This window comes from Pantoea sp. DY-5 (assembly GCF_019795955.1).
GTDB classification, from domain to species: Bacteria; Pseudomonadota; Gammaproteobacteria; order Enterobacterales; family Enterobacteriaceae; genus Pantoea; species Pantoea leporis.
Window position 1 is genome coordinate 1 of sequence record NZ_JAIMIE010000007.1, and the last position, 25473, is coordinate 25473.

23 protein-coding genes are annotated in these 25473 nt (G+C 55.9%); 5 read left to right on the forward strand and 18 right to left on the reverse strand.

Features of this window, described 5'->3' with window-relative positions; genetic code table 11:
- Nucleotides 1-181: 181 nt before the first annotated feature.
- From hemG to pepQ, 4 genes are read right to left on the reverse strand one after another with little or no spacing between them, the layout of a single operon-like run.
- Nucleotides 182-718 (reverse strand): menaquinone-dependent protoporphyrinogen IX dehydrogenase, encoded by a 537-nt coding sequence (hemG, locus tag K5Y30_RS19895; protein ID WP_222185731.1) that lies wholly within the window; start codon nucleotides 716-718, stop codon nucleotides 182-184.
- A 17-nt stretch (nucleotides 719-735) separates the two neighbouring features.
- The gene (gene trkH / locus K5Y30_RS19900; RefSeq protein WP_101763723.1) at nucleotides 736-2187 is read right to left on the reverse strand and encodes a Trk system potassium transporter TrkH; all 1452 of its coding nucleotides are present in this window, start codon (nucleotides 2185-2187) and stop codon (nucleotides 736-738) included.
- Between the two features lie 27 nt (nucleotides 2188-2214).
- On the reverse strand, nucleotides 2215-2832 hold the full coding sequence (locus tag K5Y30_RS19905; RefSeq protein WP_008105833.1) for an IMPACT family protein: 618 nt from the start codon (nucleotides 2830-2832) through the stop codon (nucleotides 2215-2217).
- Entirely contained in the window at nucleotides 2832-4163 is a 1332-nt protein-coding gene (gene pepQ / locus K5Y30_RS19910) for a Xaa-Pro dipeptidase (protein WP_222213060.1), read from the reverse strand. Before pepQ ends, K5Y30_RS19905 begins: the two co-directional genes overlap by 1 nt.
- Before the next feature lie 186 nt (nucleotides 4164-4349).
- Here pepQ and fadB point away from each other — a divergent pair, with 186 nt between their 5' ends.
- Both fadB and fadA read left to right on the forward strand, forming a co-directional pair.
- Nucleotides 4350-6533 (forward strand): fatty acid oxidation complex subunit alpha FadB, encoded by a 2184-nt coding sequence (fadB, locus tag K5Y30_RS19915; RefSeq protein WP_222185728.1) that lies wholly within the window; start codon nucleotides 4350-4352, stop codon nucleotides 6531-6533.
- Nucleotides 6534-6543: 10 nt separating this feature from the next.
- The gene (fadA, locus tag K5Y30_RS19920; protein ID WP_101763726.1) at nucleotides 6544-7707 is read left to right on the forward strand and encodes an acetyl-CoA C-acyltransferase FadA; all 1164 of its coding nucleotides are present in this window, start codon (nucleotides 6544-6546) and stop codon (nucleotides 7705-7707) included.
- 117 nt (nucleotides 7708-7824) lie between these two features.
- On the opposite strand, the gene fre is transcribed toward fadA, so the two are convergent.
- The 3 genes from fre to pepE form a co-directional block, all read right to left on the reverse strand.
- Complete coding sequence (gene fre, locus K5Y30_RS19925) at nucleotides 7825-8526, reverse strand: NAD(P)H-flavin reductase (protein WP_101763727.1); 702 nt, start codon at nucleotides 8524-8526, stop codon at nucleotides 7825-7827.
- Between the two features lie 39 nt (nucleotides 8527-8565).
- A complete protein-coding gene (gene ubiD / locus K5Y30_RS19930; protein ID WP_101763728.1) occupies nucleotides 8566-10050 on the reverse strand; it encodes a 4-hydroxy-3-polyprenylbenzoate decarboxylase in 1485 nt (494 codons plus the stop codon).
- A 73-nt stretch (nucleotides 10051-10123) separates the two neighbouring features.
- Nucleotides 10124-10855, reverse strand: coding sequence for a dipeptidase PepE (gene pepE / locus K5Y30_RS19935; protein ID WP_210080991.1), 732 nt, complete (start codon nucleotides 10853-10855; stop codon nucleotides 10124-10126).
- Nucleotides 10856-11064: 209 nt separating this feature from the next.
- On the opposite strand from pepE, the gene rfaH reads away from it, so the two are divergent.
- Nucleotides 11065-11553, forward strand: a complete 489-nt coding sequence (gene rfaH / locus K5Y30_RS19940) for a transcription/translation regulatory transformer protein RfaH (RefSeq protein ID WP_101763730.1) — start codon at nucleotides 11065-11067, stop codon at nucleotides 11551-11553.
- Here the strand turns inward: rfaH and tatD are convergent.
- The 10 genes from tatD to udp form a co-directional block, all read right to left on the reverse strand.
- Nucleotides 11550-12332 carry a 3'-5' ssDNA/RNA exonuclease TatD gene (gene tatD / locus K5Y30_RS19945; protein ID WP_137384920.1) on the reverse strand — a complete coding sequence of 261 codons (783 nt, stop codon included), beginning with the start codon at nucleotides 12330-12332 and terminating at the stop codon, nucleotides 11550-11552. The genes rfaH and tatD overlap by 4 nt on opposite strands.
- A gap of 84 nt (nucleotides 12333-12416) precedes the next feature.
- Nucleotides 12417-13175 (reverse strand): Sec-independent protein translocase subunit TatC, encoded by a 759-nt coding sequence (gene tatC, locus K5Y30_RS19950; protein ID WP_101763732.1) that lies wholly within the window; start codon nucleotides 13173-13175, stop codon nucleotides 12417-12419.
- A 2-nt stretch (nucleotides 13176-13177) separates the two neighbouring features.
- On the reverse strand, nucleotides 13178-13705 hold the full coding sequence (gene tatB / locus K5Y30_RS19955) for a Sec-independent protein translocase protein TatB (RefSeq protein ID WP_192414438.1): 528 nt from the start codon (nucleotides 13703-13705) through the stop codon (nucleotides 13178-13180).
- Between the two features lie 2 nt (nucleotides 13706-13707).
- Nucleotides 13708-13962: a Sec-independent protein translocase subunit TatA gene (tatA, locus tag K5Y30_RS19960; RefSeq protein WP_008105810.1), complete on the reverse strand. Its 255-nt coding sequence runs from the start codon at nucleotides 13960-13962 to the stop codon at nucleotides 13708-13710.
- Between the two features lie 110 nt (nucleotides 13963-14072).
- The gene (ubiB, locus tag K5Y30_RS19965) at nucleotides 14073-15710 is read right to left on the reverse strand and encodes a ubiquinone biosynthesis regulatory protein kinase UbiB (RefSeq protein WP_101763734.1); all 1638 of its coding nucleotides are present in this window, start codon (nucleotides 15708-15710) and stop codon (nucleotides 14073-14075) included.
- Entirely contained in the window at nucleotides 15707-16312 is a 606-nt protein-coding gene (locus K5Y30_RS19970; protein ID WP_110867936.1) for an SCP2 domain-containing protein, read from the reverse strand. Before K5Y30_RS19970 ends, ubiB begins: the two co-directional genes overlap by 4 nt.
- A 6-nt stretch (nucleotides 16313-16318) precedes the next feature.
- Entirely contained in the window at nucleotides 16319-17077 is a 759-nt protein-coding gene (gene ubiE, locus K5Y30_RS19975; RefSeq protein WP_008105805.1) for a bifunctional demethylmenaquinone methyltransferase/2-methoxy-6-polyprenyl-1,4-benzoquinol methylase UbiE, read from the reverse strand.
- A gap of 75 nt (nucleotides 17078-17152) precedes the next feature.
- Complete coding sequence (rmuC, locus tag K5Y30_RS19980; RefSeq protein ID WP_101763736.1) at nucleotides 17153-18664, reverse strand: DNA recombination protein RmuC; 1512 nt, start codon at nucleotides 18662-18664, stop codon at nucleotides 17153-17155.
- A 68-nt stretch (nucleotides 18665-18732) separates the two neighbouring features.
- The gene (locus K5Y30_RS19985; protein WP_222213062.1) at nucleotides 18733-20004 is read right to left on the reverse strand and encodes a tetratricopeptide repeat protein; all 1272 of its coding nucleotides are present in this window, start codon (nucleotides 20002-20004) and stop codon (nucleotides 18733-18735) included.
- A 99-nt stretch (nucleotides 20005-20103) separates the two neighbouring features.
- Nucleotides 20104-20865, reverse strand: a complete 762-nt coding sequence (gene udp, locus K5Y30_RS19990; RefSeq protein ID WP_101763737.1) for a uridine phosphorylase — start codon at nucleotides 20863-20865, stop codon at nucleotides 20104-20106.
- A gap of 301 nt (nucleotides 20866-21166) precedes the next feature.
- On the opposite strand from udp, the gene K5Y30_RS19995 reads away from it, so the two are divergent.
- Entirely contained in the window at nucleotides 21167-22003 is an 837-nt protein-coding gene (locus K5Y30_RS19995; protein ID WP_137384919.1) for a dienelactone hydrolase family protein, read from the forward strand.
- Nucleotides 22004-22044: 41 nt separating this feature from the next.
- On the opposite strand, the gene metE is transcribed toward K5Y30_RS19995, so the two are convergent.
- Nucleotides 22045-24315, reverse strand: a complete 2271-nt coding sequence (gene metE, locus K5Y30_RS20000) for a 5-methyltetrahydropteroyltriglutamate--homocysteine S-methyltransferase (RefSeq protein WP_222213064.1) — start codon at nucleotides 24313-24315, stop codon at nucleotides 22045-22047.
- A 135-nt stretch (nucleotides 24316-24450) separates the two neighbouring features.
- Here metE and metR point away from each other — a divergent pair, with 135 nt between their 5' ends.
- Entirely contained in the window at nucleotides 24451-25383 is a 933-nt protein-coding gene (gene metR / locus K5Y30_RS20005) for an HTH-type transcriptional regulator MetR (protein WP_176973392.1), read from the forward strand.
- Nucleotides 25384-25473 lie beyond the last annotated feature (90 nt).

A 25473-nucleotide genomic window follows, 5' to 3' on the forward strand; every position in this document is an offset into this window, starting at 1 on the left:
GTCAAACACTTTTTTCAGCGTTTTCATCCGGCGGGATGAATTTCTTCACTCCCTGCTGAGCCGTCTGCGTTGCCGCTTTGCCGTCTCAGTGGTGGCGCATTATAGGGAGTTATTCGGAGCTGACAAGGGTTAATTGCAAAAAAATTACTGTTCGACCTAAATTTCGCCACAACGCTGTATTTCACAACGATTTGCCTGGTAACTGCGCAAAATCCTGGGCAAAAAGCGCCACTTTATTCCAATCGGTGTACTCCACTTCTTTCGATGTATCGGTTTCCCCGCCGGTCATACGCATAATGAATTGAATCATGACGCGATCAAACCAGCGATAACGCGGATAACGCAACGCCCCGGCGAAAACCGCACAGCAATCGGGTTGCCACGGCGACTGCTCCAGGAACTTGCGCGTATACGCATTGGTCTCTGGCGTACACTTATCTGCTTTACGCGCCGTCAGGTTGACACTAAAGAAGCCGCTCACCCGCTGCTGCAGCTGTGCTTTGTGCTGGGTGACAAATTTCAGCAGCGCCGGATTGAAATGGCCATAGCGGATCGAAGCACCAATCAGTACGCGATCATACTGCAACCAATCAATCTGCTGCGCCTGCAGTAAATCGATCACGTCACACAGTTGATGCGGCACTAACGTCTGCGCAATGCGCGCGGCAATGTCACGAGTTTGTCCATCGCGGCTGGAATACAGAATCAACGCTTTCATTACTCAATCCTATTTTATTATTCGCGCCAGAAGGTCGGCGTAAACAGCACCAGCAGCGTGAACACTTCAAGGCGTCCAAACAGCATGGTTAAAATCAAAATCCACTTCGCGACATCATTCATTGAAGTGAAGTTGTCTGCCACCACACCCAAACCGGGCCCGAGGTTATTCAGGGTTGCGGCCACGGCAGCAAAAGCAGAGAAGTCATCCACGCCGGTGGCGATGATCGCCAACATGCTGAGCAGGAACACTAGCGCATAAGCTGAGAAGAAACCCCATACCGCTTCGAGGATACGTTCCGGCAGTGCGCGGTTACCCAGCTTGATGGTGTAAACCGCGTTCGGGTGCACCAATCGCTTCAGCTCACGCGAACCCTGCTTGAACAATAGAAGAATGCGGATCACCTTCAAACCGCCGCCGGTTGAACCCGCCATGCCGCCGATAAAGGCTGAGCACAGCAGCAGCACCGGCAGGAACAGCGGCCAGCGCGCAATGCTGTCGGTAGTAAAACCGGCCGTGGTCGCCATTGATACCACCTGGAAAAACGCCTGATTCAGCGTTTGCCAGCCGCTGGCGTACACATTGTGGAACCACAACACTATGGTACAGATCAGCACTAAGGTCAGTTGTACGCCAATAAACATGCGGAATTCGGGATCGCGCCAGTACACTTTCAGGTTGCGACCACTTAATAAAGAGAAGTGCAGGCCATAGTTACAGCCCGAGATCAGCAGAAATACCGCAACAATGGTGTTAATGGTTGGGCTATTAAAATAGCCGATGCTGGCATCATGGGTTGAGAACCCGCCAATCGCGATCGTCGAGAAGCTATGGCCGATAGCATCGAACATCGGCATGCCCGCCAGCCACAACGCCACCGCGCACGCCACGGTGAGCAACACGTAGATCAGCCACAGCGTTTTAGCTGTTTCTGCGATACGCGGGCGCATCTTATTATCTTTCAGCGGCCCCGGCATTTCAGCGCGATAGAGCTGCATGCCGCCCACGCCCAGAATGGGCAGAATCGCCACCGCCAGCACAATGATCCCCATCCCGCCGAGCCACTGCAGCATCTGACGATAGAACAGAATCGCTTTCGGCAGCGTATCCAGTCCCACCAGCGTAGTAGCGCCGGTGGTAGTGAGGCCAGAGAAGGATTCAAAGAACGCATCGGTGATTGAGAGATGCGGCTGCTCGGCGAAGATAAACGGCATCGCACCGACGCTGCCCAGCACTGTCCAGAACAGCACCACGATGAGGAAGCCTTCGCGCGGCTTGAGTTCGGTTTTCTGCTTGCGGTTTGGCCACCACAGCAGCGAACCGATAACGATCGCCATCATAAAGGTCTGACTGAACGCGCGCCCGGCACCATCACGGTAAATCAAAGCGACGAGGCCAGGTAAAATCATGGTCACCGAGAAAAGAATCACCAGCAGGCCCACGATGCGGGTAATGGCGCGAAAATGCATTCAGCCGTTTCCTTTAAACAGAAGCTTTTAGTTTGTCAGCGGGATGAGCGTCAGCGCGCCCCGGCTGTAATCAGAGAGGTTTTGGCGAAAGCCATCAATCTGCGCATGCGGCAACGCTAAACGCAGCGCAATACGATCCTGATAATGGCTCTCTTCTATAATGCCGTCAAAACGTTGCAGCAAGCGTTCGATGTCGCTGAGTTGGGCGTAATCGCACTGCAGGGTAAAAGATTCCATCGGCACTTTGCGCTGACGCGCCAGTTGCTTCAGCCCTTGCTGCACGCCGCCGCCGTAAGCTTTTACCAGTCCGCCGGTGCCAAGCATGATGCCGCCATAATAACGCACCACCACTGCGGTGATCTCTCCGACGCCGCTGCCCATCAGCTGGGCCAGCATCGGTTTGCCGGCGGTGCCGGATGGTTCGCCATCATCGGAGAAACCCAACTGCTGCGAATCATCCGGCGCGCCTGCTACCCACGCCCAGCAGTGATGCCGCGCAGTGGGATGTTCCTGCTTCACCTGCTGCACAAACGCGCGCGCCGCTTCCACGCCCGCCGTGTGCGCCAGCAAGGTAATGAAGCGGCTTTTCTTGATGGTTTCCTCGCTGAGACTCACGGCCTCAGCGGGAATATCGTAAGCATCCATCAGGCAAGGTGCAGATCGCGCGTCATATTTTCAATGCGATTGGTGTGAACCACCACGTTATCCTCGATACGAATACCGCCGTACGGTTTGAGTGCATCGATTGCCGCCCAGTCAAAGTATTGACTGAACTTGCCGCCGCGCAGCTTCGCCAGCAGCGAATCGATAATATAGAAGCCCGGTTCGATAGTCAGCACCATGCCAGGTTCCAGCACGCGTGTACAACGCAGGTACGGATACTGCGACGGCGCTGCCAAATGCGCGCCGTTGTCGTCCTGCATAAAGCCAGCCACGTCGTGCACCTGCAGGCCGAGCGGATGTCCAAGGCCGTGCGGCATAAACGGGCCGGTTAAATCTTCCGCCACCAGCGTCTCTTCGGTCAGGCCTTTCACCAGTTCGAACTTCAGCAGCAGACGCGCAATGCGCTGATGCATCTGCAGATGATAATCGGTATAGCGCACGCCAGCTTTCAAGGTGGCAATCAGCGCCAGCTCTTCCTTGTTCATCGCCGCAACCATGTCGGCATAGCGCGATTTGCTCTGCGCCGCGTAGCTGCGCGTCAGGTCAGCGGCGTAACCGAGGTATTCCGCGCCGGCGTCAATCAGGAAGCTGTGGCGTTTGGCCGGCGGCTGATGATCCAGTTTGGTGTAGTGCAGCACCGCGGCATGTTCATTGAGCGCGATGATGTTGCCATATGGCACATCGGTATCGCGATGGCCGGTTGCGGTCAGATAGGCGAAATTGATATCGAACTCGCTCATGCCAGAGAAGAACGCCTCTTTGGCAGCGCGATGGCCCGCCACCGCCAGCTTCTGCGCTTCACGCATGCACGCCAGTTCATACTCGGTTTTGATACTGCGATGATAATGCAGGAAATCGATCACGCCTTTCGGGTTCACCTGCTCGCTGTTAATGCCGAGCTGGGAAGCGCGTGACGGCACCGGACCGATATAGGCCACGTTCTCGCGCTGTGCAGGCAACAGCTGCGCGATCTCATCGGCACTCTTCAGGCCAATCACATCCACATCGTTGGTCCAGAAGCTGTTTGGCAGTGGCTCAACGTTGTGCCAGTAATCAACCGGCGAATAGAACCACAGCTTGGGTTTATTCACGCCATCAATCCATAACCAGCAGTTTGGCACCTGCGTCACCGGCACCCACGCTTTGAACTGGGGATTCACCTTAAACGGATAGTCGTGATCGTCGAGAAAAACGGTCAACAGTTCGCCGGAATGAATCAGCATGGCATCAAGCTTAAAGCGAGCCAGCACCTGCTGCGCTCGCTGCTGCAGCGTATTGATGTGCGCGTGATACAGGGTTTTCAGTGAATCCATGGACTTGTCTCCGATGTCGCGAAAGTGGCCGCAGTGTAGCACAGCCGTGTTAGCGATGCCGTGCTGCGCGCGCTGTGATCGTTGTATCAAATAATCAAACTCTCGTTTGCAAATAATTAACATCACACTCACACTCCAACTCATCTGGTATGACCAGATCAACTTTCGCGGTTTCAGGAGACGGACATGCTCTACCAAGGCGATACCCTTTCAGTTCACTGGCTTGACGACGGCATCGCCGAGCTGGTTTTCGATGCGCCCGGTTCGGTGAACAAACTCGATACCAAAACCGTTGCCTCGTTGGGCGAGGCATTAAGCGTATTGGAACAGCAACCCGCGCTGCGCGGCCTGTTGCTCTCGTCGGCCAAACCGGCATTTATCGTTGGTGCCGACATCACAGAATTCCTGTCGCTGTTTGATGCGCCAGAAGAGAAGCTGAGTCAGTGGCTAGCGTTTGCCAACAGCATCTTCAATCGTTTAGAGGATTTGCCGGTGCCCACCGTGGCCGCCATCGACGGCTATGCGCTGGGCGGCGGCTGTGAATGCATACTGGCGACCGACTTCCGCATTGCCACGCCGACCGCACGCATTGGCCTGCCGGAAACCAAACTGGGCATTATGCCGGGCTTTGGCGGCAGCGTGCGCTTGCCACGCCTGCTTGGCGCCGATAGCGCGATGGAGATTATCGCCGCCGGTAAAGATGTTGATGGCAGCAGCGCCCTGAAACTCGGTTTGGTGGATGCGGTAGTCAGCAGCGACAAACTACGTGCCGCTGCGCTGACCGTATTGCAGGACGCCATCGTGCAGGGCAACTGGCAGACACGCCGCGCGCCGAAGCTGGCACCACTGAAACTCAGCCCGATTGAAGCCGCCATGAGCTTCACCATCGCCAAAAGCATGGTGCTGCAAACCGCGGGCAAACACTATCCGGCACCGATCACCGCCATCAAAACCATTGAAGCTGCCGCCAGCCTCGGACGTGATGATGCGCTGAAGCTGGAAACCGCCGCGTTTGTGCCGCTGGCGCAAAGCGACGTGGCGCGCGCGCTGGTCGGTATCTTCCTGAACGATCAGTACGTCAAAGGCCTGGCGAAAAAGCACAGCAGTGCAGTCGGTGCGCCGCAGCAAGCGGCAGTATTAGGCGCAGGCATTATGGGCGGCGGCATTGCTTATCAATCGGCATGGAAAGGTGTGCCGGTGATGATGAAAGATATCAATCCGCAGGCATTAACGCTGGGCATGACCGAAGCCAGCAAGCTGCTGAACAAACAGCTGGAGCGCGGCAAAATTGACGGCGCGAAACTGGCGAGCGTACTCACCACCATTCAGCCCACGCTGGATTACGCCGGATTCGAACGCACCGACGTAGTAGTAGAAGCGGTAGTAGAGAATCCGCAGATCAAAGCCAAAGTGCTGGCAGAGACCGAACAGCATCTGCGCGAGGACGCCATTCTCGCCTCCAACACCTCAACCATTCCGATCAGCCTGCTGGCGCAAGCCCTGAAACGTCCGGAAAACTTCTGCGGCATGCACTTCTTCAATCCGGTACCGCGTATGCCGCTGGTTGAAGTGATTCGCGGTGAGAAAACCTCAGAAGCGACCCTCAGCAAAGTGGTGGCCTGGGCGAGCAAAATGGGCAAGACGCCGATTGTGGTGAATGACTGTCCCGGCTTCTTTGTGAATCGCGTGCTGTTCCCCTACTTCGCCGCCTTCAGCCTGCTGCTGCGTGACGGCGCGGATTTCCGTCAGATCGATAAAGTGATGGAAAAACAGTTCGGCTGGCCGATGGGCCCCGCGTGGCTACTGGATGTGGTCGGCATTGATACCGCGCATCACGCTCAACAGGTGATGGCGCAAGGTTTCCCGTCTCGCATGCAGAAAGATTATCGCGACGCGATCGACGTGCTGTTTGACGCCAAACGTTACGGCCAGAAAAACGGTCAGGGCTTTTATCGCTGGGAGCAGGATAAAAAAGGCAAAGCGCAGAAGAGAGCCGATGCGGCTGTCGATGCGCTGCTGGAACCGATTTGCCAGCCGACGCGCGTGTTCAGCGATGACGAGATCGCCAACCGCATGATGCTGCCGATGCTCAACGAAGTGGTGCGCTGCCTCGAAGAGAAGATCATCGCTTCACCGGCCGAAGCTGATATGGCGCTGGTGTACGGTTTAGGCTTCCCGCCGTTCCGTGGCGGCGCGTTCCGCTACATGGATACGCTGGGCAACAGCAACGTGGTTGATCAGGCCAAACGTTATACCGCGCTCGGCCCGCTGTATGCGCTGCCGGAGATGCTGTTGCAAAAAGCCCATCAGCATCAGAGCTGGTATCCCGCGGTGCAACCGATTGACGAAGCGGCGCTGCAAAGTGCCTGAGGTAATGAAAATGGAAAAAGTGGTAATTGTTGATGCGGTCCGCACGCCGATGGGCCGCTCCAAAGGCGGCGCGTTTCGTCAGGTACGGGCGGAAGATCTCTCGGCGCATTTGATGCGCGAGCTGCTGAGCCGCAACCCGGCGGTTGATCCCGCCACGCTGGACGACATTATCTGGGGCTGCGTGCAGCAGACGCTGGAGCAAGGCTTCAACATTGCACGTAACGCCGCGCTGCTGGCGGAGATCCCGCATCGCGTACCTGCCAGCACCGTCAACCGCCTGTGCGGTTCGTCGATGCAGGCGCTGCACGACGCGGCACGCGCGATCATGGTTGGCGATGCGCACAGCTGCCTGATTGGCGGCGTAGAACATATGGGCCACGTGCCGATGAGCCACGGCGTGGATTTCCATCCGGGCCTGGGTCGCACGGTGGCGAAAGCGGCGGGCATGATGGGGTTAACCGCCGAGATGCTGGCGCGCATGCATCACATTACGCGTGAGCAGCAGGATGCTTTTGCGCTGCGTTCGCACCAGCGCGCCTGGGCAGCAACCCAGCGCGGCGACTTCAAGCGTGAAATTGTGGCGACCTACGGCCACGACGCCGACGGCGTGTTGAAGCGCTTTGAGAGCGACGAAGTGATCCGCGAAGAGACCAGCCTCGAAGGATTGGCTGCGCTGCGCCCGGCATTCGATCCGGTCAACGGCACCGTGACCGCAGGCAGCTCATCCGCGCTTTCCGACGGCGCAGCCGCGATGTTGATCATGAGTGAAAGCCGCGCACGCGAACTCGGTCTGACAGCGCGCGCGCGCATTCGCAGCATGGCGGTGGTTGGCTGCGATCCGTCGATTATGGGTTACGGTCCGGTTCCCGCCAGCAAGCTGGCGCTTAAGCGCGCCGGATTGAGCGTGCAGGATATCGACCTGTTCGAGTTCAACGAGGCTTTTGCCGCACAGGCGCTGCCATGCATTAAAGACATGGGCTTGCTGGAACAGCTGGATGAGAAAGTGAATTTGAACGGCGGCGCGATTGCGCTCGGTCATCCGCTGGGATGTTCCGGTGCGCGTATCAGTACTACGCTGCTGAATCTGATGGAACGTCGCGATGTGCAATTTGGTCTGGCGACCATGTGCATTGGTTTAGGCCAGGGCATCGCCACGGTGTTCGAACGGGTTTAATACGTTAATGTTGCACGTGTTACCGCCCTTTCGGGCGGTTTTTTTACGCAATACATTGCGCCGCGACGAATCCGTGCACATTCTCGTAGCGGCGCGATTTATCGCGTTCTGTTGACCTCAAATAAAGGCAAACGCATCGCCAAACATCTGCGCTTCCAGCGCACCGCGCTCGGCGCAGAAACGCTCACGCGCAATCTTCGCCATCTCAAAACGACCGGCAATATAGATATCGTGCTCGCTGAGCGACGCGAAATCCTGCATCACCGCCGTCAGCACCGTGCCGCTGCGTCCGGTCCAGTCATCCGCCGGTTGTTCAACCACCGGGATCACTTTCAGGTTCGGATGCTTCACCGCCAGCGCATTCAGCTCATCCAGATCGTACAGATGCATCAGCTCACGGCCGCCCCAGTAAATCGCAATCTCGCGATCGGGTTGCTGTGCCAGCGCGGTCAGCAGAATAGAACGCGCATAGGAGAAGCCGGTACCGCCCGCGATCAGAATGATCGGACGCTCGCTATCTTCACGCAGCCAGGCATCTCCGTGCGGCATATCAACCGTAATCTGGCGATCGTTCTTGATGCGGTCCATCACCGCCATCGCGTAGAGATTGAGATCCGACGCGCCGATGTGCAGTTCAATGATGTCCTTTTCCATTGGCGTAGAAGCCAGCGAAAACGGGCGCTTATCGCGCTCATCCATCACCACCATCAAATACTGTCCGGCGCGGAAGTTAAAATCCGCCGCCGGAATTAAACGAACGCGGTAAACCGTGTCCGTAATCGCTTCAACCGAAGTCACTTTGCAGCTTAACGTTGTCATGCGTTCCCTTTTTCTTCGGGTCTAATTGGTCTGCCGCCGTTAGCGCTGCGGCGGCTCGGCAAAGATAGCTAACTCATCCCAAATGGCGTCAATGCGCGCGGTCACCGCCGGATCTTTCACAATCGGCGTGCCCCACTCGCGCGTGGTTTCACCCGGCCACTTATTGGTCGCATCAAGTCCCATCTTCGAGCCTAAGCCGGAAACCGGCGAGGCGAAGTCGAGATAATCGATGGGCGTGTTCTCAACCAGCACCGTATCGCGCGCCGGATCCATGCGGGTGGTAATCGCCCAAATCACATCATTCCAGTCACGCGCGTTGACGTCGTCATCGCACACAATCACGAACTTGGTGTACATGAACTGACGCAGGAACGACCACACGCCGAACATCACGCGCTTGGCGTGACCCGCGTACTGTTTCTTGATCGTTACTACCGCGAGGCGATAAGAGCAGCCCTCCGGTGGCAGATAGAAATCAACGATCTCCGGGAACTGCTTGATCAGAATCGGCACCAGCACTTCATTGAGCGCCACGCCCAGCACCGCCGGTTCATCCGGTGGACGTCCGGTGTAGGTTGAATGATAAATCGGGTTGCGACGTTGCGTTACATGCGTCACGGTAAACACCGGGAAGCTATCTACTTCATTGTAGTAGCCTGTGTGGTCGCCGTACGGACCTTCCGGCGCGACATCGCCCGGCTCGATATAACCTTCCAGCACGATTTCCGCGCTGGCCGGCACTTCGAGTTCGTTCGAAACGCACTTCACCACTTCGGTTTTGTTACCGCGCAGCAAACCGGCAAAGGCGTATTCGGAGAGTGTATCCGGCACCGGCGTTACCGCGCCGAGAATGGTGGCAGGATCGGCGCCCAGCGCCACCGACACCGGGAAACGTTCGCCCGGATGCGCTTTACACCACTCCTGGAAATCCAGCGCGCCGCCGCGATGCGACAGCCAGCGCATAATCACGCGGTTCTTGCCGATCACCTGCTGACGATAGATACCCAGATTTTGTCGCTCTTTATGCGGGCCGCGCGTGACGGTTAATCCCCACGTAATCAGCGGCGCAGCATCGCCCGGCCAGCATTTCATCACCGGAATGCGCGACAGATCGACGTCATCGCCGCTGAAAATCTCTTCCTGGCACGGCGCATTGCGCAGGCGCTTGGTTGGCATGTTCAGCACTTGCTTGAACTGCGGCATCTTATCAAACAGATCGCGGAAGCCTTTTGGCGGCTCCGGCTCTTTCAGGAACGCCAGCAGCTTGCCCACTTCACGCAGCGCACTGACCTCTTCCTGGCCCATGCCCATCGCCACGCGTTTTGGTGTGCCAAACAGATTACACAGCACCGGCATGTCGTACCCTTTCGGGTTTTCGAACAGCAGCGCCGGGCCGCCAGCGCGCAGCGTGCGGTCGGCAATTTCCGTCATCTCTAACTCAGGATCGATCTCCTGAGTGATGCGCTTTAACTCGCCACGCTGTTCCAGCAATGCGAGGAAGTCTCGTAAATCCTGATATTTCATGCGGCTTTAGCTTTCCGGCCAGAGTGAAACGCCATTATAGAGGCGTTTTACGCTGACATGTTGAGGTTTTATGTCAGGCAGGCTGACAGGAAAACGGCACCAGCGACTGAATCGCCAATACATCGTGATAAGCAGTAATCGGCTCGCCGTGACGGAACACTTTGAAGTCTTCACCGCGTGCGCTGTAGTAACGCAGGCGATTTTCGCTCACGTGCAGGAAGCTGGCTTCACGCAGCGCAATCACCGATTCATGAGGGTTAACGGCACAGAACTCGGCCAGTCGTTCATCACGCGTTTCGCCCATATGGCCGCTGACGTGCGCATCAAGATAATGCGGATTGATCTGCACCGGGAACAAACCCAGCGCGGGCAACACTACGCTGCTGCGCACCGGCATATCATTGGTGGTGCGAATGGAAGGCGTTGCCACATTGCAACCGGCGCTCCAGCCGACGTACGGCACATCACGCTCGCGCACCGCGCGTTGGATAGCGACGATCAAGCCGTGCTCGTGCAGCATTTGATTGAGGAACCAGGTATTTCCGCCGCTCACCAGAATCAGCTCAGCTTGTTCAATCGCCGCAACGGGCGATGCAAACTCGTGCACGGTGCGCACGTCAATGCCCAACGACGCGGATAACTCCTGCGCGCGCTGCGCGTGATCGCCACGAATAATCGCGTACGGTACCAGCACCGCCGAAGTGATGCCGCGCTGGGCGATCATCGCATGCAGCTGCGGGTGGGCGTAACTTAACAGCGGCGCATCGTCAGCCACTTTACCGTTACTCAACAGGAACAGTTCCATCAGCCACTCCTTTTCAATCGAAAGATGGGGAGGGAGTCTGATACAGATGGTCGCCGGCCGTCAATTTTCTTGCAAGAAAGCGTAAATAAGCCGCATCAATCGGATAAATCGTAGTGAAATTGTTTTCAGCGCCCGGTTTCCACCCGCCGATGCGCTATAACTCTGACAACTGATTTGATATTCTTAGCGTCCATTATTTGGGAGCGGTTATGGAATCCTGGTACTTACTCTATTGCAAACGTGGACAACTGTTGCGCGCGAAAGAGCATCTTGAGCGGCAAGAGGTGAATTGCCTCAGCCCGATGATCGCTCTGGAGAAGATTGTGCGCGGTAAACGCACCACCGTGAGTGAGCCGCTGTTTCCCAACTATCTGTTTATCGAATTCGATCCCGAAGCGATTCACACCACCACCATCAGCAGCACGCGCGGCGTCAGCCACTTCGTGCGCTTTGGCACCATGCCGGCCACCGTATCAAATGATGTGATCGAAGCGCTGCAAACCGACGTGCCGCAGATCGTGCTTGATGCGGAAACCCCGCAAAGCGGTGATGAAGTGATCATCACCGATGGCACGTTCGAAGGATTGCGCGCCATTTTTGCCGAGCCGGATGGTGAAACGCGCTCCGTTTTGCTGCTCAACATGCTGAACAAACAGGTGATGCGCAGCGTGGATAACAAACAGTTCCGTAAACTCTAAGCGAGTTTAAACAGCTGACGCGCGTTGAGATTAACCTGCGCGCCCAGCGCTTCCGCCTCCTCGCCACGCCAGTTTGCCACCTGCTGCACAATATGCGGCAGGAAGCATGGCTCATTGCGGCGCGAAGTGGGACGCGGATGCATATCGCGCGGCAGTAAATACGGTGCGTCGGTTTCCAGTAACAGGCGCTCAGCCGGAATCAGCGGCAGCAATTCACGCAGTTCCATGCCGCGACGCTCGTCGCACACCCAACCGGTAATGCCCACCGACAATCCCAGCGCCAGGCACGCTTGCAGCTCGTCACGCGTACCGGTAAAGCAGTGCACGACTGCACCAACCAGCTTCGGTAGCCACGGCTCAAGTACCGCAACAAAACGGTCGTGCGCTTCACGGCAATGCAAAAACACCGGCAGCTGCAGCTCAGCGGCCAACGCCAGCTGCGCATCGAAAGCGTATTCCTGCTGATCGTGGGCCGAAAGATTGCGATTGAAATCCAGGCCACATTCGCCAATCGCGACCACCTGCTCACTTTCCGCCAGGCGACGCAAGGTATTCGCGGTTTCCGCCGACCATTCACTGGCATGGTGCGGATGGACGCCGGCGGTTGACCAGCAATAGCCCGCGTGCAATGCCGCCAGCTGCCGCGCCTGCTGGCTCTCAAGCGCGTTGGTGCCGGTAATTAACAGGCCGGTGACGCCTGCTTCGCGCGCACGTTTTACCACCTGCTCGCGATCTTTTGCGAATTGCGTGCTGGTCAGGTTTACACCGATATCAAACATGTCTTCTCCCCAATAAAAAACCGCCCAACGGGGCGGTTTAGATTCATCTTCCCGCGCGCTGCGGGATGCCCTGCATTAAGGACATCAGGATTCGGTGTTGTGTTCCTCATCCGAAGACTGACGTCCTTTACCCACATAGTAGCGGGAAAAGAATACGCCGACTTCAAACAGGCAGTACATCGGAATAGCGAGCAAAGTTTGCGAGAAAACATCCGGCGGTGTGAGCAACATCCCAACCACGAACGCGCCAACCAACATGTAAGGACGTTTCTTTTTCAAATCTTCTGGTGAAGTTATGCCGGTCCAGCACAGCAGCACAATCGCAATCGGCACCTCAAACGCCACGCCGAAGGCCATGAAAATCGTCATGACGAAGTCGAGGTAGTTGGTGATATCCGTTGCGATGGTCACGCCTTGCGGCGCGGTTTTGGCGAAGAAGCCAAACGCCAGCGGGAACACGATGAAGTAAGCAAACGCCACGCCGACGTAAAACAGCAGCGTACTGGAGAACAGCAGCGGCATCACCAGTTTGCGTTCGTGGCGATAGAGCGCGGGCGCCACAAAGGCCCACACCTGATACAAAATCACCGGCACGGCCAGAAACACCGAAACGATGATAGTCAGCTTGATCGGCGTGAAGAATGGCGATGCGACGTCGGTAGCGATCATGCTCGCCCCGGCTGGCATCTGGCTGATCAGCGGCGACGCGACCAGATGGTAAATATCATTCGCGAAATAGACCAGACACAAAAAGATGACTAAAACAGCGATGATGCAATTCAACAAACGCTTGCGCAGCTCAATCAAATGGCTAATGAGCGGTTGGGTATCTTCAACGGCCATGTTTATCGTTCATCTTTTACGAGAGAAGTCTTCGCGGTGCTTTCAGGAGCACTGGCGACGGGAGGGGTTTCTGCGGCAGAGATTTCGTCAGTAGGCTGCGGAGTCTGTGCAGGCGCACTGGTTTGATGTTCTGCTGCTGCGGGCGTGACCGCAGGTGAAGTCACGGGCTGCACGGCGGCTGGCGAAGTCTGATGAATAGTGTTGGCTTCATCTTCCTCTTTTTCGAGATCGATACTCTGCTGCACCGAACGCTTCATGGAGTCGGCGGTTTTACGCAGTTCTTCCATCGACTCTTTCAGCTCGGGTGACAACGTGCCACGGCCCGCTTCTTCCACCTTTTTCAGGCTGTCCTGCAATTCCTGCAGTTTCAACTCTTGCGCCAGTTCGTTTTGTACATTCGCGGCCAGCGAGCGAATGGCTCTGATCCAGCCGACGACGGTTTTCACCGCAACCGGTAACCGCTGCGGGCCAAGCACAATCAGCCCGATCACGAACACTAATACCAGTTCACTAAAACCAATGTCGAACACAGTTATACCTGCTTGTCGTTCCGGGCGTCGTCTTTAGTCGCCGTGGTTTGCTGTTTGTCTGCCAGAGTTTTGGCGTTGAAGTCAGCGTCCTGCTCTTTCGGTTGATCCTTTTTATCGTCTTCATCGCCCATGGCTTTTTTGAAGCCACGAATGGAAGATCCTAAATCCGAACCCAGGTTGCGAAGCTTGTTGGTACCGAACAGAAGAACAACAATGACGGCAATGATTAACAATTGCCAAATACTGATACCGCCCATGAGATATGCCTCTAATATTCTGTGAAAAACTGTTGACTGTAACGCACAGAAAGCCCGTATGATTTCGGGCTTTAGCTTGCGACATTACGCGATTTGCACCAGGCAGACAATCAGTTTGTCTTGCGCCAGCCAATAAGCCAGGTGACGATACCAGCGGCCATTAATAGCGCCGGGAAGAAATCCCAATCCGGTCGACTTAACAGCACGGCGGTGCCACTTAATAACAGTGTAGCGCCTACACCAAACAGATAGCGCGCCTGATGATTGCGTGTTCGCTGTACGTTTAAATCGGTGACGAGTTTATCGACGCTGTGCTTCAATAATTTGTGCTGGCGCATGCTGTCGTAAAATAGCTCCGGCAACTCTGGCAGTTTTTCCGCCCAGTACGGCGCTTTCTCTTTCACCGCCCGCAAAATCGCCGGGATACCAATCTGATCTTTGATCCAATCTTCAAGGAACGGCTTGGCCGTTTTCCACAGATCAAGCTGCGGATAGAGCTGGCGGCCAATTCCTTCGATATACAGCAGCGTCTTCTGCAACAGCACCAGCTGCGGCTGCACTTCCATATTAAAGCGACGCGCGGTGTTGAACAGGTTGAGTAGCACGTGGCCAAACGAAATCTCAGCCAGCGGCTTTTCGAAAATCGGCTCACACACGGTACGAATGGCAAACTCAAAGTCTTCGACGTTGGTATCGGCCGGTACCCAGCCAGAATCCACATGCAGCTCGGCCACTTTGCGGTAATCGCGGTTAAAGAAGGCGATGAAGTTCTCGGCCAGATAGCGCTTATCTTCTTTGTTCAGCGAACCGACAATACCGCAGTCGATGCCGATGTATTGCGGATCTTCCGGGTGATCGTAGCTGACGAAGATATTGCCGGGATGCATGTCGGCGTGGAAGAAGCTGTCACGGAACACCTGGGTGAAGAACACTTGCACACCGCGCTCGGCCAGCAGTTTCATGTTAACGCCGTGCTGCTCCAGCGTGGCGATATCTGAGATCGGAATGCCGTAAATGCGCTCCATCACCATCATCGATTCGCTGCAATAATCAGAGAACACTTCCGGCACATACAGCATGCGGCTTTGGTCAAAGTTACGACGCAGCTGGATGGCGTTCGCCGCTTCACGCAGCAGATTCAGCTCATCAATTAAGGTCTTTTCGTAATCGCGCACCACTTCCACCGGACGCAGACGACGACCATCCGGCAACAAACGCGGCACCCACCGCGCCAGACGGTAAATCAGTCGCATATCGGCTCTGATCACCGGCAGGATGTCGGGACGAATCACTTTGATCACCACCGCGCGGCCATTGGATTTCAGCGTCGCGGTATGCACCTGCGCGATAGAAGCCGAGGCCAGCGGTTTGATATCGAAGTCTTCAAACCAGGTTTCCACCGGGCCGCCAATCGACTTTTCAATCTGCTGCTTGGCTTTCACGCCATCAAATGGCGCAACTCGGTCCTGCAGCACCGCCAGTTCATCGGCAATCGCCGGTGGGAACAGATCGCGACGCGTCGAGAGCATTTGACCGAATTTGATCCACACCGGCCCCAACTGCTCCATCGCTAAACGGATGCGCACGCCGGCGGAAGCGTCTTTATGCTGGTTAGGGATCCAGAAGATGCAGCGCCGCCACAAGCGTAAAAGCAGCGTGAAGCGCATGCGGGGAATCAGTTCATCAAGGCCGTAAGTCAGAAAGATCTTGATGATGAAGTATAAGCGCCGAATTTCTCCCAGCGTCATTTCGCCTCCAGCTGTGCCAAACGCGTTTCAAACGCATTGAGCGAACGTTCTATCGCTTCCACTTCCTCGCAAAACCATGCCAGTTCCAGTGCGCCCGGCGCAACGCGCCACTCTTCCGTCAGCACCTGACCAAGATAATCCTGGCGGCGGATGAACTGCTGCTGCACGAACTTCAGCGCCTGCTGTGCGGCCTGGCTTACGCCTTGCGCAGCGATATCTCCAATCCACGGTGCAAGATATTCCGCCGGATCCAGCTCGGCGAGATCCATCAGTGCGGAGAATTGCTGTACCACCTGCAAGTCGCCGTCCACCTCCAGTTCACCGCTACGAATCAGGCTGGTGAGCTGCTGGCGATCGCGCAGTTTCGGCAAAGTACTGACACGCAAACTCACCGTGCAGTCGCTGTTGTCTTGCCAATCACTCAGTACATCGAGTTGCGATTCGCTAAACACCAGCACCAAAGGAAAATCGAGCTCTTGCAGACGCAGCATCAATACCTTACCAGCCAAACGCTGGCGTGCGGCTTTCAGGCTGCGATCGCGATAGAGAACACGGTTCAGGGCGGTCTCAAGACCGCCGGTGATGAGAGGAGTTAAAGTCATGATGGATTAGAATTTAAATCCGCGATGCAGCGCGACAATACCGCCAGTCATGTTGAAGTAGGTGGTATTTTCAAAGCCCGCATCGTTCATCATCGCTTTCAGGGTTTCCTGATCGGGATGCATACGAATCGACTCCGCCAGATAGCGATAGCTTTCAGCGTCTTGCGCCACCAACTGACCAATACGCGGCAGAATGTGGAATGAATAGGTATCGTAAGCTTTGCTAAGCGGCTCCAGCAACGGCTTCGAGAACTCCAGCACCAGCAGACGTCCGCCTGGCTTCAGCACGCGGAACATTGATGCCAGCGCTTTCTCTTTTTCGGTCACGTTACGCAAGCCGAATGAGATGGTGATGCAATCGAAGTAGTTATCCGGGAACGGCAGCGCTTCGGCATTCGCCTGCACATAGCTGACATTGCCCGACACGCCGAGATTGCGCAGCTTTTCGCGGCCCATCTTCAGCATAGAACTATTGATGTCTGCCAGCACAACCTGGCCGGTTTCGCCCACCAGACGTGAGAATTTTGCCGTGAGATCGCCGGTACCACCCGCCAGATCCAACACGCGCTGACCGCGGCGCACGCCGCTGCTGTCAATGGTAAAACGCTTCCAGACACGATGGATGCCAAACGACATCAAATCGTTCATCAGGTCATATTTTGCCGCGACGGAGTGAAACACGTCCGCAACTTTATCGGCCTTTTCGCTTTTCGCGACGGTCTGGAAGCCAAAATGGGTAGTTTCCTGCTGTGATTCATCTGCCATCGGTTTTACCTGTTCCACAAACAATTCTTGCCAAAGTGTATCAGAGTCGCGCTACACGAGCACGCGACCACCGTGCTATTCGTTGATGCGGCGCAGCGAGTCTGTTGTTGGTTCTGCAACGTTTTCATCCTCGGTGCGATCGTCTGCCCAATCTTCATCCGCTTCTTCCGGCTGCGCTTGTTCAACCAGTTGCGGATTAATCGGACGTTTGATCTCCACGCCAAGCGAACGGAACGCTTCACTTTGTGCGATCAGATTGCCGCGCCCTTCAGACAGCTTTTTCATCGCCTGATGATAGCTTTGCTGCGCTTTGTCGAGATTGTGGCCGATGCCGCTCATGTCATCGACAAACAGCCGCATTTTGTCGTACAGCCGCGTTGCCCGATCGGCGATGCGCTGTGCGTTGCGGCTTTGATGCTCATAACGCCAGAGATTATTGATAGTACGCAGCGCCACCAGCAAGGTGGTAGGACTAACCAGCATGATGTTCTGCTGTAACGCCTCGCTGATCAGCTCGGGCTGACGATCAATCGCCAGCAGAAACGCCGGTTCCACCGGGATAAACATCAACACATAATCAAGAGAGCGTAAACCGGGCAATTGTTGGTAATCTTTACGGCTCAGCAGGCGAATGTGTCCGCGCATGGCACTAATGTGTTCCTGAATCGCCTGCTCACGCGTGGCTTCATCGTCGGCATTGAAGTAGCGCTCGTAGGCCACCAGCGTCATTTTGGCGTCGATCACCACATCTTTACCCTGCGGCAAACGCACGATCACATCCGGTTGCATCCTGCCCTGCTGTTCCAGCTGCACGCTAACCTGCGTTTGGTATTCGTAGCCTTCACGCAGGCCAGACGCTTCCAGCACGCGGGCCAATACCACTTCGCCCCAGTTTCCCTGGATTTTATTGTCGCCTTTTAGCGCTTTAGTAAGATTGACCGCTTCCTGCGCCATCTGTGCGTTGAGTTGCTGTAGCTGGCGAATTTCGTGGGTCAGCGTGTGACGTTCACGCGCTTCCAGGCCAAAGCTGTCGGTGACCTGACGGCGGAAACCGTCCAGCTGTTCGCGCAGCGGACCAATCAGACTATTCAGGCTTTGACGGTTTTGTTCATCGACGCGCCGCCCGCTGTTTTCGAAGATGCGATTGGCGAGATTTTCAAACTGCGCGCTGAGGCGCTGTTCGCTGTTGGTCAGTAGTCGCTGCTTCTCTTCTGCACCGTAGCGCGTCTCTTCAAGACGAATGGTCACTTCGCGCAGTTCGGCTTCCTGCGCGCTGTTCACTTCCAGCTGATTTCGCAGTTCACGGCTGAGTTGTTCACTTTCGCCGCGCCAGTAATCAAGCTGCTGCAAACGTTCCTGCGCACCGCTCAGTGCACCGTGTAGCTGGCGCATCTCCTGTTCGCGTTGTTGGATTTGCTGCTGTAACTGTTCGAGCTGCTGCTGCTGACGCTGCTGCGCCTCTTCCAGCAGGCGACGCTCGGTGGTGAAGCTGGCGTGCTGATGACCGGCGCGCAGTTGAGCAATGATCCAGCCAATGCCCAAACCGGCCAGCGCCAGCGCGCCGCTAATGATAAGTTGCTGATCCATAATCCCCCCGCGGATCGACTTGCTGAGGGAAAAGGTAGAGCTCTACTGTATGAATGTCCAGAAGAATGTTAAAGGGCTTTAACTGTCAGATCGCCCGCTTTCCACGCATCAATCAGGAAGAAGGGCATCGGCAACACCCATTCGGTTTCACCCTGGATTTTGGCCGGATAGGTCCAGCTTTTCCCGTCGTAGGTGATCTCAACCTGCTGCCAGCCGTTCTCAGCGTTTTCGACCTGGCCCGCCATGCTGGCAAAACCGGCGTTACTACCGACGTGGAAGCTGTCGGTTTGCCAGCGAATTGGCTGATGCGCCGGCCACGGTTGCGCCTGATGGAAGCGGAAAATATCGTCATGATTCAATATGCTTTCACGTACCGTTGGCCACAGCGCCACTTTAAGGAAGTACTGATCGGTAAAGCGTTGGCTGCCTTCATATTGCGCGATAAAGTCACGCATCTGCTGCTCAACGTTATGGAACACGCCATGGCAGCCGCCCCACATGCCCGCCAGCAACAGCTCGGTATGTGAGAAGTAATCGCGCATATGATGGAACCAGTAAGGCGAATTCAGCCAGGCTTCCACTGCCACCACTTCACGCTCGGAGAGCAGCGAATCCGCGTCACGCACGATATAGCGTTTGACGCTGGTATCGTCCATCACCAGGAAGCGCCACAGCGTTGGGAAGATGGTTTTCTCGTGCGACATATCCACCAGCTGGGTATTTGGCTGCGTCAGGCGCTGCCAGACGTGCTGAGGCACGCTGTCGTCGAGATAGATGCGGCAGATCCAGTCAGGATAGAGCTCTCGCGCCACTTCAATGTTTTTAATCAAGGTTTCGCAGTAGCGTGGCTGGCCGCCATACAGGCTAAAGGAGATGATATTTTCTGCCGGATTACTGCGGTTGATCGGCGGCGGTGCGTCAGAAGGGAACGCCACTTTCACCCCTTTACTGAAGGTCACATCGGATTTCTGCAGCGACTCGAGGCCGTAACGCGCTACTTCATCTTCTTTATTCAGCCAGCCACACACTTCCGTTAATCCATCCAGCCAGGTTTCCGACGCCTGCGCACGCTGCGCGGCCGGAGCCTGATAGATTTTCTGGTAAATTTTATAGGATTTTTTGTGCTCGCCCACACGCATCAGAGTGAGCGCGTAGTCGCTCAGCACCTGCATATGATTAGGCAGGACGCGCAGCACTTCTTCACAGCACTGGCGCGCAACAGGATAGTTATTCGCCGCCATCGCCTGGCGAAATCTCGCTGCTGCACCTTCAACGCGTGATTGTGCAGTAGCGGGATTATTCATGAAATTGGGACGTGAGACAGAAACCATTTTGCGCATAAGAAATTTCTCAGTAGCTGCTGAAATTGCGCGCATTCTAATCGGGAAGTTGCGGGATTCCTTATAAGCCTGGTCTCGAATTCATCCCTGACTGGCGCACTAAATTAAGCGACGCGCGGCTTCAACCACAATTTTCACCGCATCACTTTCGGTCTGCTTCATGGTCGCGGCATCCGGGATCTCTTTTTGCGTACGGTTAACGATGACGCCAGCCACCATGCCGGCACGCAGTCCCTGACTGGCGCACATGGTTAACAGTGTAGCGGATTCCATCTCATAGTTGAGGACGCCCATTTGCTGCCACTCTTCCATTGAGCCCTGGAAGCGATTCACCACGCGACCGGAGAAAGTGTCGTAGCGTTCCTGGCCTGGATAGAAAGTGTCAGATGAGGCTGTAATACCAATGTGGGTTTTCGCGCCGCACGCTTCTGCCGCTGCCACCAGCGCGGTGGTGCAGGTGAAATCAGCTACGGCCGGGAATTCCATCGGCGCAAAGTGCAGGCTGGCACCGTCGAGGCGTACCGAAGCGGTAGTGACCAGCACATCGCCCACATTAATATGCGGCTGAATAGCGCCAGTGGTGCCAACCCGCAGGAAGGTGCGCACACCCAGTTGCGCCAGCTCTTCAACCGCAATTGACGTTGAAGGTCCGCCAATACCGGTGGAGCACACCACAACCGGTTTGCCATCCACTTCGGCCAGATAGCTGGTGAATTCACGGTGTGAAGCCAGATGCTGTGGGTTGTCCATCAGCGCGGCGATTTTCTTTACGCGCTCAGGATCGCCAGGCACGATGGCCAACGTGGCTCCTTTCAAATCAGCTTTAGTAATGCCAAGGTGGAAAACGTCAGACTGGGCCATAACAGACTCCTGATAATTGGGGATGAGCGCGCCACTCTACGTGAGCAGGCGGCATAAATATGTGACTCAATTCACCATCGATAATGAAACTTACATTATCAGAAAAACATTATGTGACATAAATCACACATTCACGCTGTGCAATTCTGAATTGCTACAAGCGGTGCTGTGTAAGTGTTGGTGGCAATGTTAATAGAGAAGCAGCACACGTGAAAAAATCCCTCTGTACCCTACGCCAGCCTTGCTTCACTTCGCCAGGCTATAGTTACGTGATTGCGCATTTGCTAGCACGGAGAGAACAATGAAAACCGAAGACAATATGGCACAAAAAACGGCACCCGGCGGCTTTGCACCGGCCGTTCAGCCCACCGCAAGCAGCACCATTATTACCGGCAGCGACGCGATTCATGCTGGCGAGACCTCAGTTGCGAGCCAGGGCGAAAACCTGCCTGCCTATTACGCCCGACCAAAAGAGTATCAAGGCACCTTGCCGGTGGTGTTGGTGGTGCAGGAGATTTTCGGCGTGCACGAGCATATCCGCGATGTCTGCCGCCGTCTGGCGCTGGAAGGTTATCTGGCCATCGCTCCGGAACTCTATTTCCGCGAGGGCGATCCCAACGATTACCACGACATTCCCACGCTGTTTAAAGAGCTGGTGAGTAAAGTTCCGGATTCGCAAGTGTTGTCCGATCTCGATCATGTGGCCAACTGGGCCACGCGCCACGATGGTGATATCCGTCGCCTGGCGATTACCGGTTTCTGCTGGGGCGGACGTATTAGCTGGCTGTTTGCCGCGCACAATCCGCAGGTGCGTGCAGCGGTGGCGTGGTATGGACGCTTAGACGGTGAGAAGACGCTGAAGCAGCAGAAGCATCCGATCGATATCGCGGTGGATCTCAACGCACCGGTGCTGGGCCTTTACGGTGGTCAGGATGAGAGCATCCCGCTGGAGAGCATTGATAAGATGCGTCAGGCGCTGCATGCCGCCAATGCCAAGGCGGAAATCGTGGTGTATCCGGATGCAGGACATGCTTTCAATGCGGATTATCGTGCCAGTTATCACGCCGATTCCGCCAAAGATGGCTGGCAACGCATGCTGGCGTGGTTCGCGCAGTATGGCGTAGCGCCAAACGCGTAATAATAAGGGGCGCATTTGCGCCCCAATCTCATTTACAGCGACTAAGCCGTTTCACCCCGCAGGTTTTGCGCCGCTTTTACCATGTTCGCCAGCGCCTGACGGGTTTCCGCCCAGCCACGCGTTTTTAGGCCACAATCCGGGTTAACCCACAGACGCTCTGCCGGGATGCTCTGCGCCGCTTTACGCAGCAACTCTTCCATCCACTCCACGCTCGGCACGTTTGGTGAGTGAATGTCATACACGCCCGGACCGATTTCGTTGGGATAGTCGAACTCCTTAAAGGTATCCAGCAGATCCATATCGGAACGTGAGGTTTCGATGGTGATGACATCCGCATCCAGCGCGGCAATCGAGTCCATGATGTCATTGAACTCGCAGTAACACATGTGGGTATGGATCTGGGTTTCATTCTGCGCCACGGCGGCATTGAGACGGAACGCATCCACCGCCCAGGTCAGGTACGCCGCCCAATCGGACTGATGCAGCGGCAGGCCTTCGCGCAGTGCCGGTTCATCAATCTGAATAATGCCAATACCGGCTTTTTCCAGATCTTCCACTTCGTCACGCAGCGCCAGCGCAATCTGTTTAGCGATGGTTTCACGGCTTACATCTTCACGCGGGAACGACCAGCAGAGAATCGTCACTGGACCGGTCAGCATGCCTTTCACCGGTTTGTCGGTCAGCGACTGCGCGTACTTCGCCCACTCAACGGTGATGGCTTGCGGACGGCTTACGTCGCCGATGATGATCGGTGGTTTAACGCAGCGTGAGCCGTAGCTCTGTACCCAGCCGTTTTGGGTGAACACGAAGCCGTCGAGGTTTTCGCCGAAGTATTCCACCATGTCGTTACGTTCTGCTTCGCCATGCACCAGCACGTCGAGGCCCAAACGTTCCTGCTCCACAATCGCCTGTTTGATGTGCTCGGCGATGCCAGTGCGATAGTTTCCACCATCAATGTTGCCTTTTTTAAAGTCGAGGCGCAGGCCGCGAATTTCGGTGGTTTGCGGAAATGAACCTATGGTGGTGGTCGGCCACGCTGGCAGGTTAAAGCGGTGACGCTGCGCTTTGGCACGCTCGGAGTAGCTGCTGGCACGTTCAACGTCTCTGGCCTGAATTTTCGCCAGACGCTCGCCGACTGCGGCATTGTGAACGCGCGTGGAGTTGGCACGCGCACGAATCGGTGCGCTCCACTCAACCAGCGAAGCGGCATCGTTGTTGTTCAGTGCATGACTCAGCAGTGCAAGCTCAGTGCACTTCTGCAGAGCAAAGGCGAACCAGCTTTTCACTTCCTCATCGAGGCGCGTTTCCACGCTGAGGTCGATTGGGCTGTGCAGCAGTGAGCAGGATGATCCAATCCACAATTGTTGACGCTGCCCCACTAGCGGCTGCAGGCGCGTAAACCAGCTGCTGAGATCGGCACGCCAGACGTTACGGCCATTGATTACGCCGACGGAGAGCAGCCAATCCGCGGGAATCTGCTGGTTCACCTGTTGGATGTCGTCTTTGCCGTGGACCAGGTCAACATGCAGACCTTGCACCGGCAGCGCTTTGATCACGTCGAGATTCTGACCGATGCTGTCGAAATAGGTGGTGAGCAGCAATTTGCTTTCGCCCTGCAGCGCGTCGTAAGCCGGTTTGAAGGCATCGCGCCACGCTTGCGGCAGTTCCAGCGCCAGTGCTGGCTCATCGATTTGTACCCATTCGATGCCGCGTTTTTTCAGTTCAGCCAGCACCTGTTGGTAAACCGGCAGAATGTCTTTGAGCAGTGACAGGCGGTCGAACGACGTACCTTTCACTTTACCCAGCCACAAATAGGTAACCGGACCCAGCAGCACCGGTTTAATCTTGTGCCCGAGCGCCAGCGCTTCATCAACCTCATCCAGCAACTGAGTCCAGGTCAGTTTGAACTGCTGCCCTTGAGTGAATTCTGGCACCATGTAGTGATAATTGGTGTTGAACCATTTGGTCATTTCCGCCGCTGCCGCCGGTTCACCGCTTGGTGCGCGGCCACGGCCAAGGCGGAACAGCGTGTCGAGATCGACCGAGCCATCCTGATTTTGGTGACGAGCTGGCACGTTACCCAGCAGCAGGCTGGTGGTGAGCACGTGATCGTACCAGGCGAAATCGCCGACTGGCAGCAGATCCACGCCCGCCTCTTTCTGCTGTTGCCAGTGACGGGCGCGCAGTTCACGCCCCACCGCCAGTAGCTCTTCCTGTGAGCTTTTACCTGCCCAATAGCTTTCCTGTGCTTTTTTCAATTCACGACGCAATCCAACGCGAGGGAAACCGAGAGTGTGGTTCAGAATGGTCATTTTCTGTTCTCCAGATATTCTTAACTGAATAGGGGGCAGAGATGTTTAGCCGTCCAGATGTTTACACCGCCATAATCTGCGGGTACTGTATGTTCCTCAAGCGCAATTTGTTCAATCTCGATGTGAAGGATTCTCATGATCGAACTCAAACACCTGCGGACGCTGCAGGCGTTACGGAATACCGGCTCGTTAGCTGCCGCCGCCTCCCAGCTTCATCAGACGCAATCGGCGTTATCCCACCAGTTCAGCGATCTGGAGCAGCGGCTGGGTTTTCGCCTGTTTGTGCGTAAAAGCCAGCCGCTGCGTTTTACGCCGCAGGGAGAGATTTTGCTGCAGTTGGCTGAGCAGGTTTTACCGCAGATTCAGCAGGCTTTGCAGGCGTGTCATGAGCCGCATCAGGCCACGTTACGTATCGCCATTGAGTGTCACAGCTGTATTCAGTGGCTGACGCCCGCGCTGAATAATTTCCGCCAGAGCTGGCCCCAGGTGGTGATGGATTTCAAATCCGGCGTGACCTTTGATCCGCAACCTGCATTGCAGCAGGGCGAGTTGGATGTGGTGCTGACCTCCGATATTTTGCCGCGCAGCGGGTTGTTCTATTCACCGATGTTCGATTTTGAAGTGCGTTTGGTGATGGCACCGGATCATCCTTTGGCGCAGCTTGAGCACATTGCCCCGGAAGATATGGCCGATGAAGTGTTGATGATCTATCCGGTTCAGCGTCAGCGTTTAGATGTGTGGCGCCATTTCCTGCAGCCTGCGGGTGTGAGTCCAGCGTTGAAGAGCGTGGATAACACGCTATTGCTGATTCAGATGGTGTCGGCGCGCATGGGCATCGCCGCACTGCCGCATTGGGTGGTGGAGAACTTTGAGCAGCAAGGTTTGGTGGTGACGAAGACCTTGGGCGATGGCTTGTGGAGCCGCTTGTATGCTGCCGTACGCGAAGGCGAGCAGCGTCAGCCGGTAATGGAAGCCTTTGTGCGGTTTGCCCGTCAGCACGCCTGTGAACATCTGCCCTTCGTGCGCGATGCCGCGCGTCCCGGCTCACTGCAAACCACCTCATCCTGATGTTGTTGGGCGGCGAAGGTCGCCCGCGCTGTTATCCCTGCCCCGCCTGCTCTATAATGCGCCGCCTCAACCCGCGACCAAGAGAGTTTC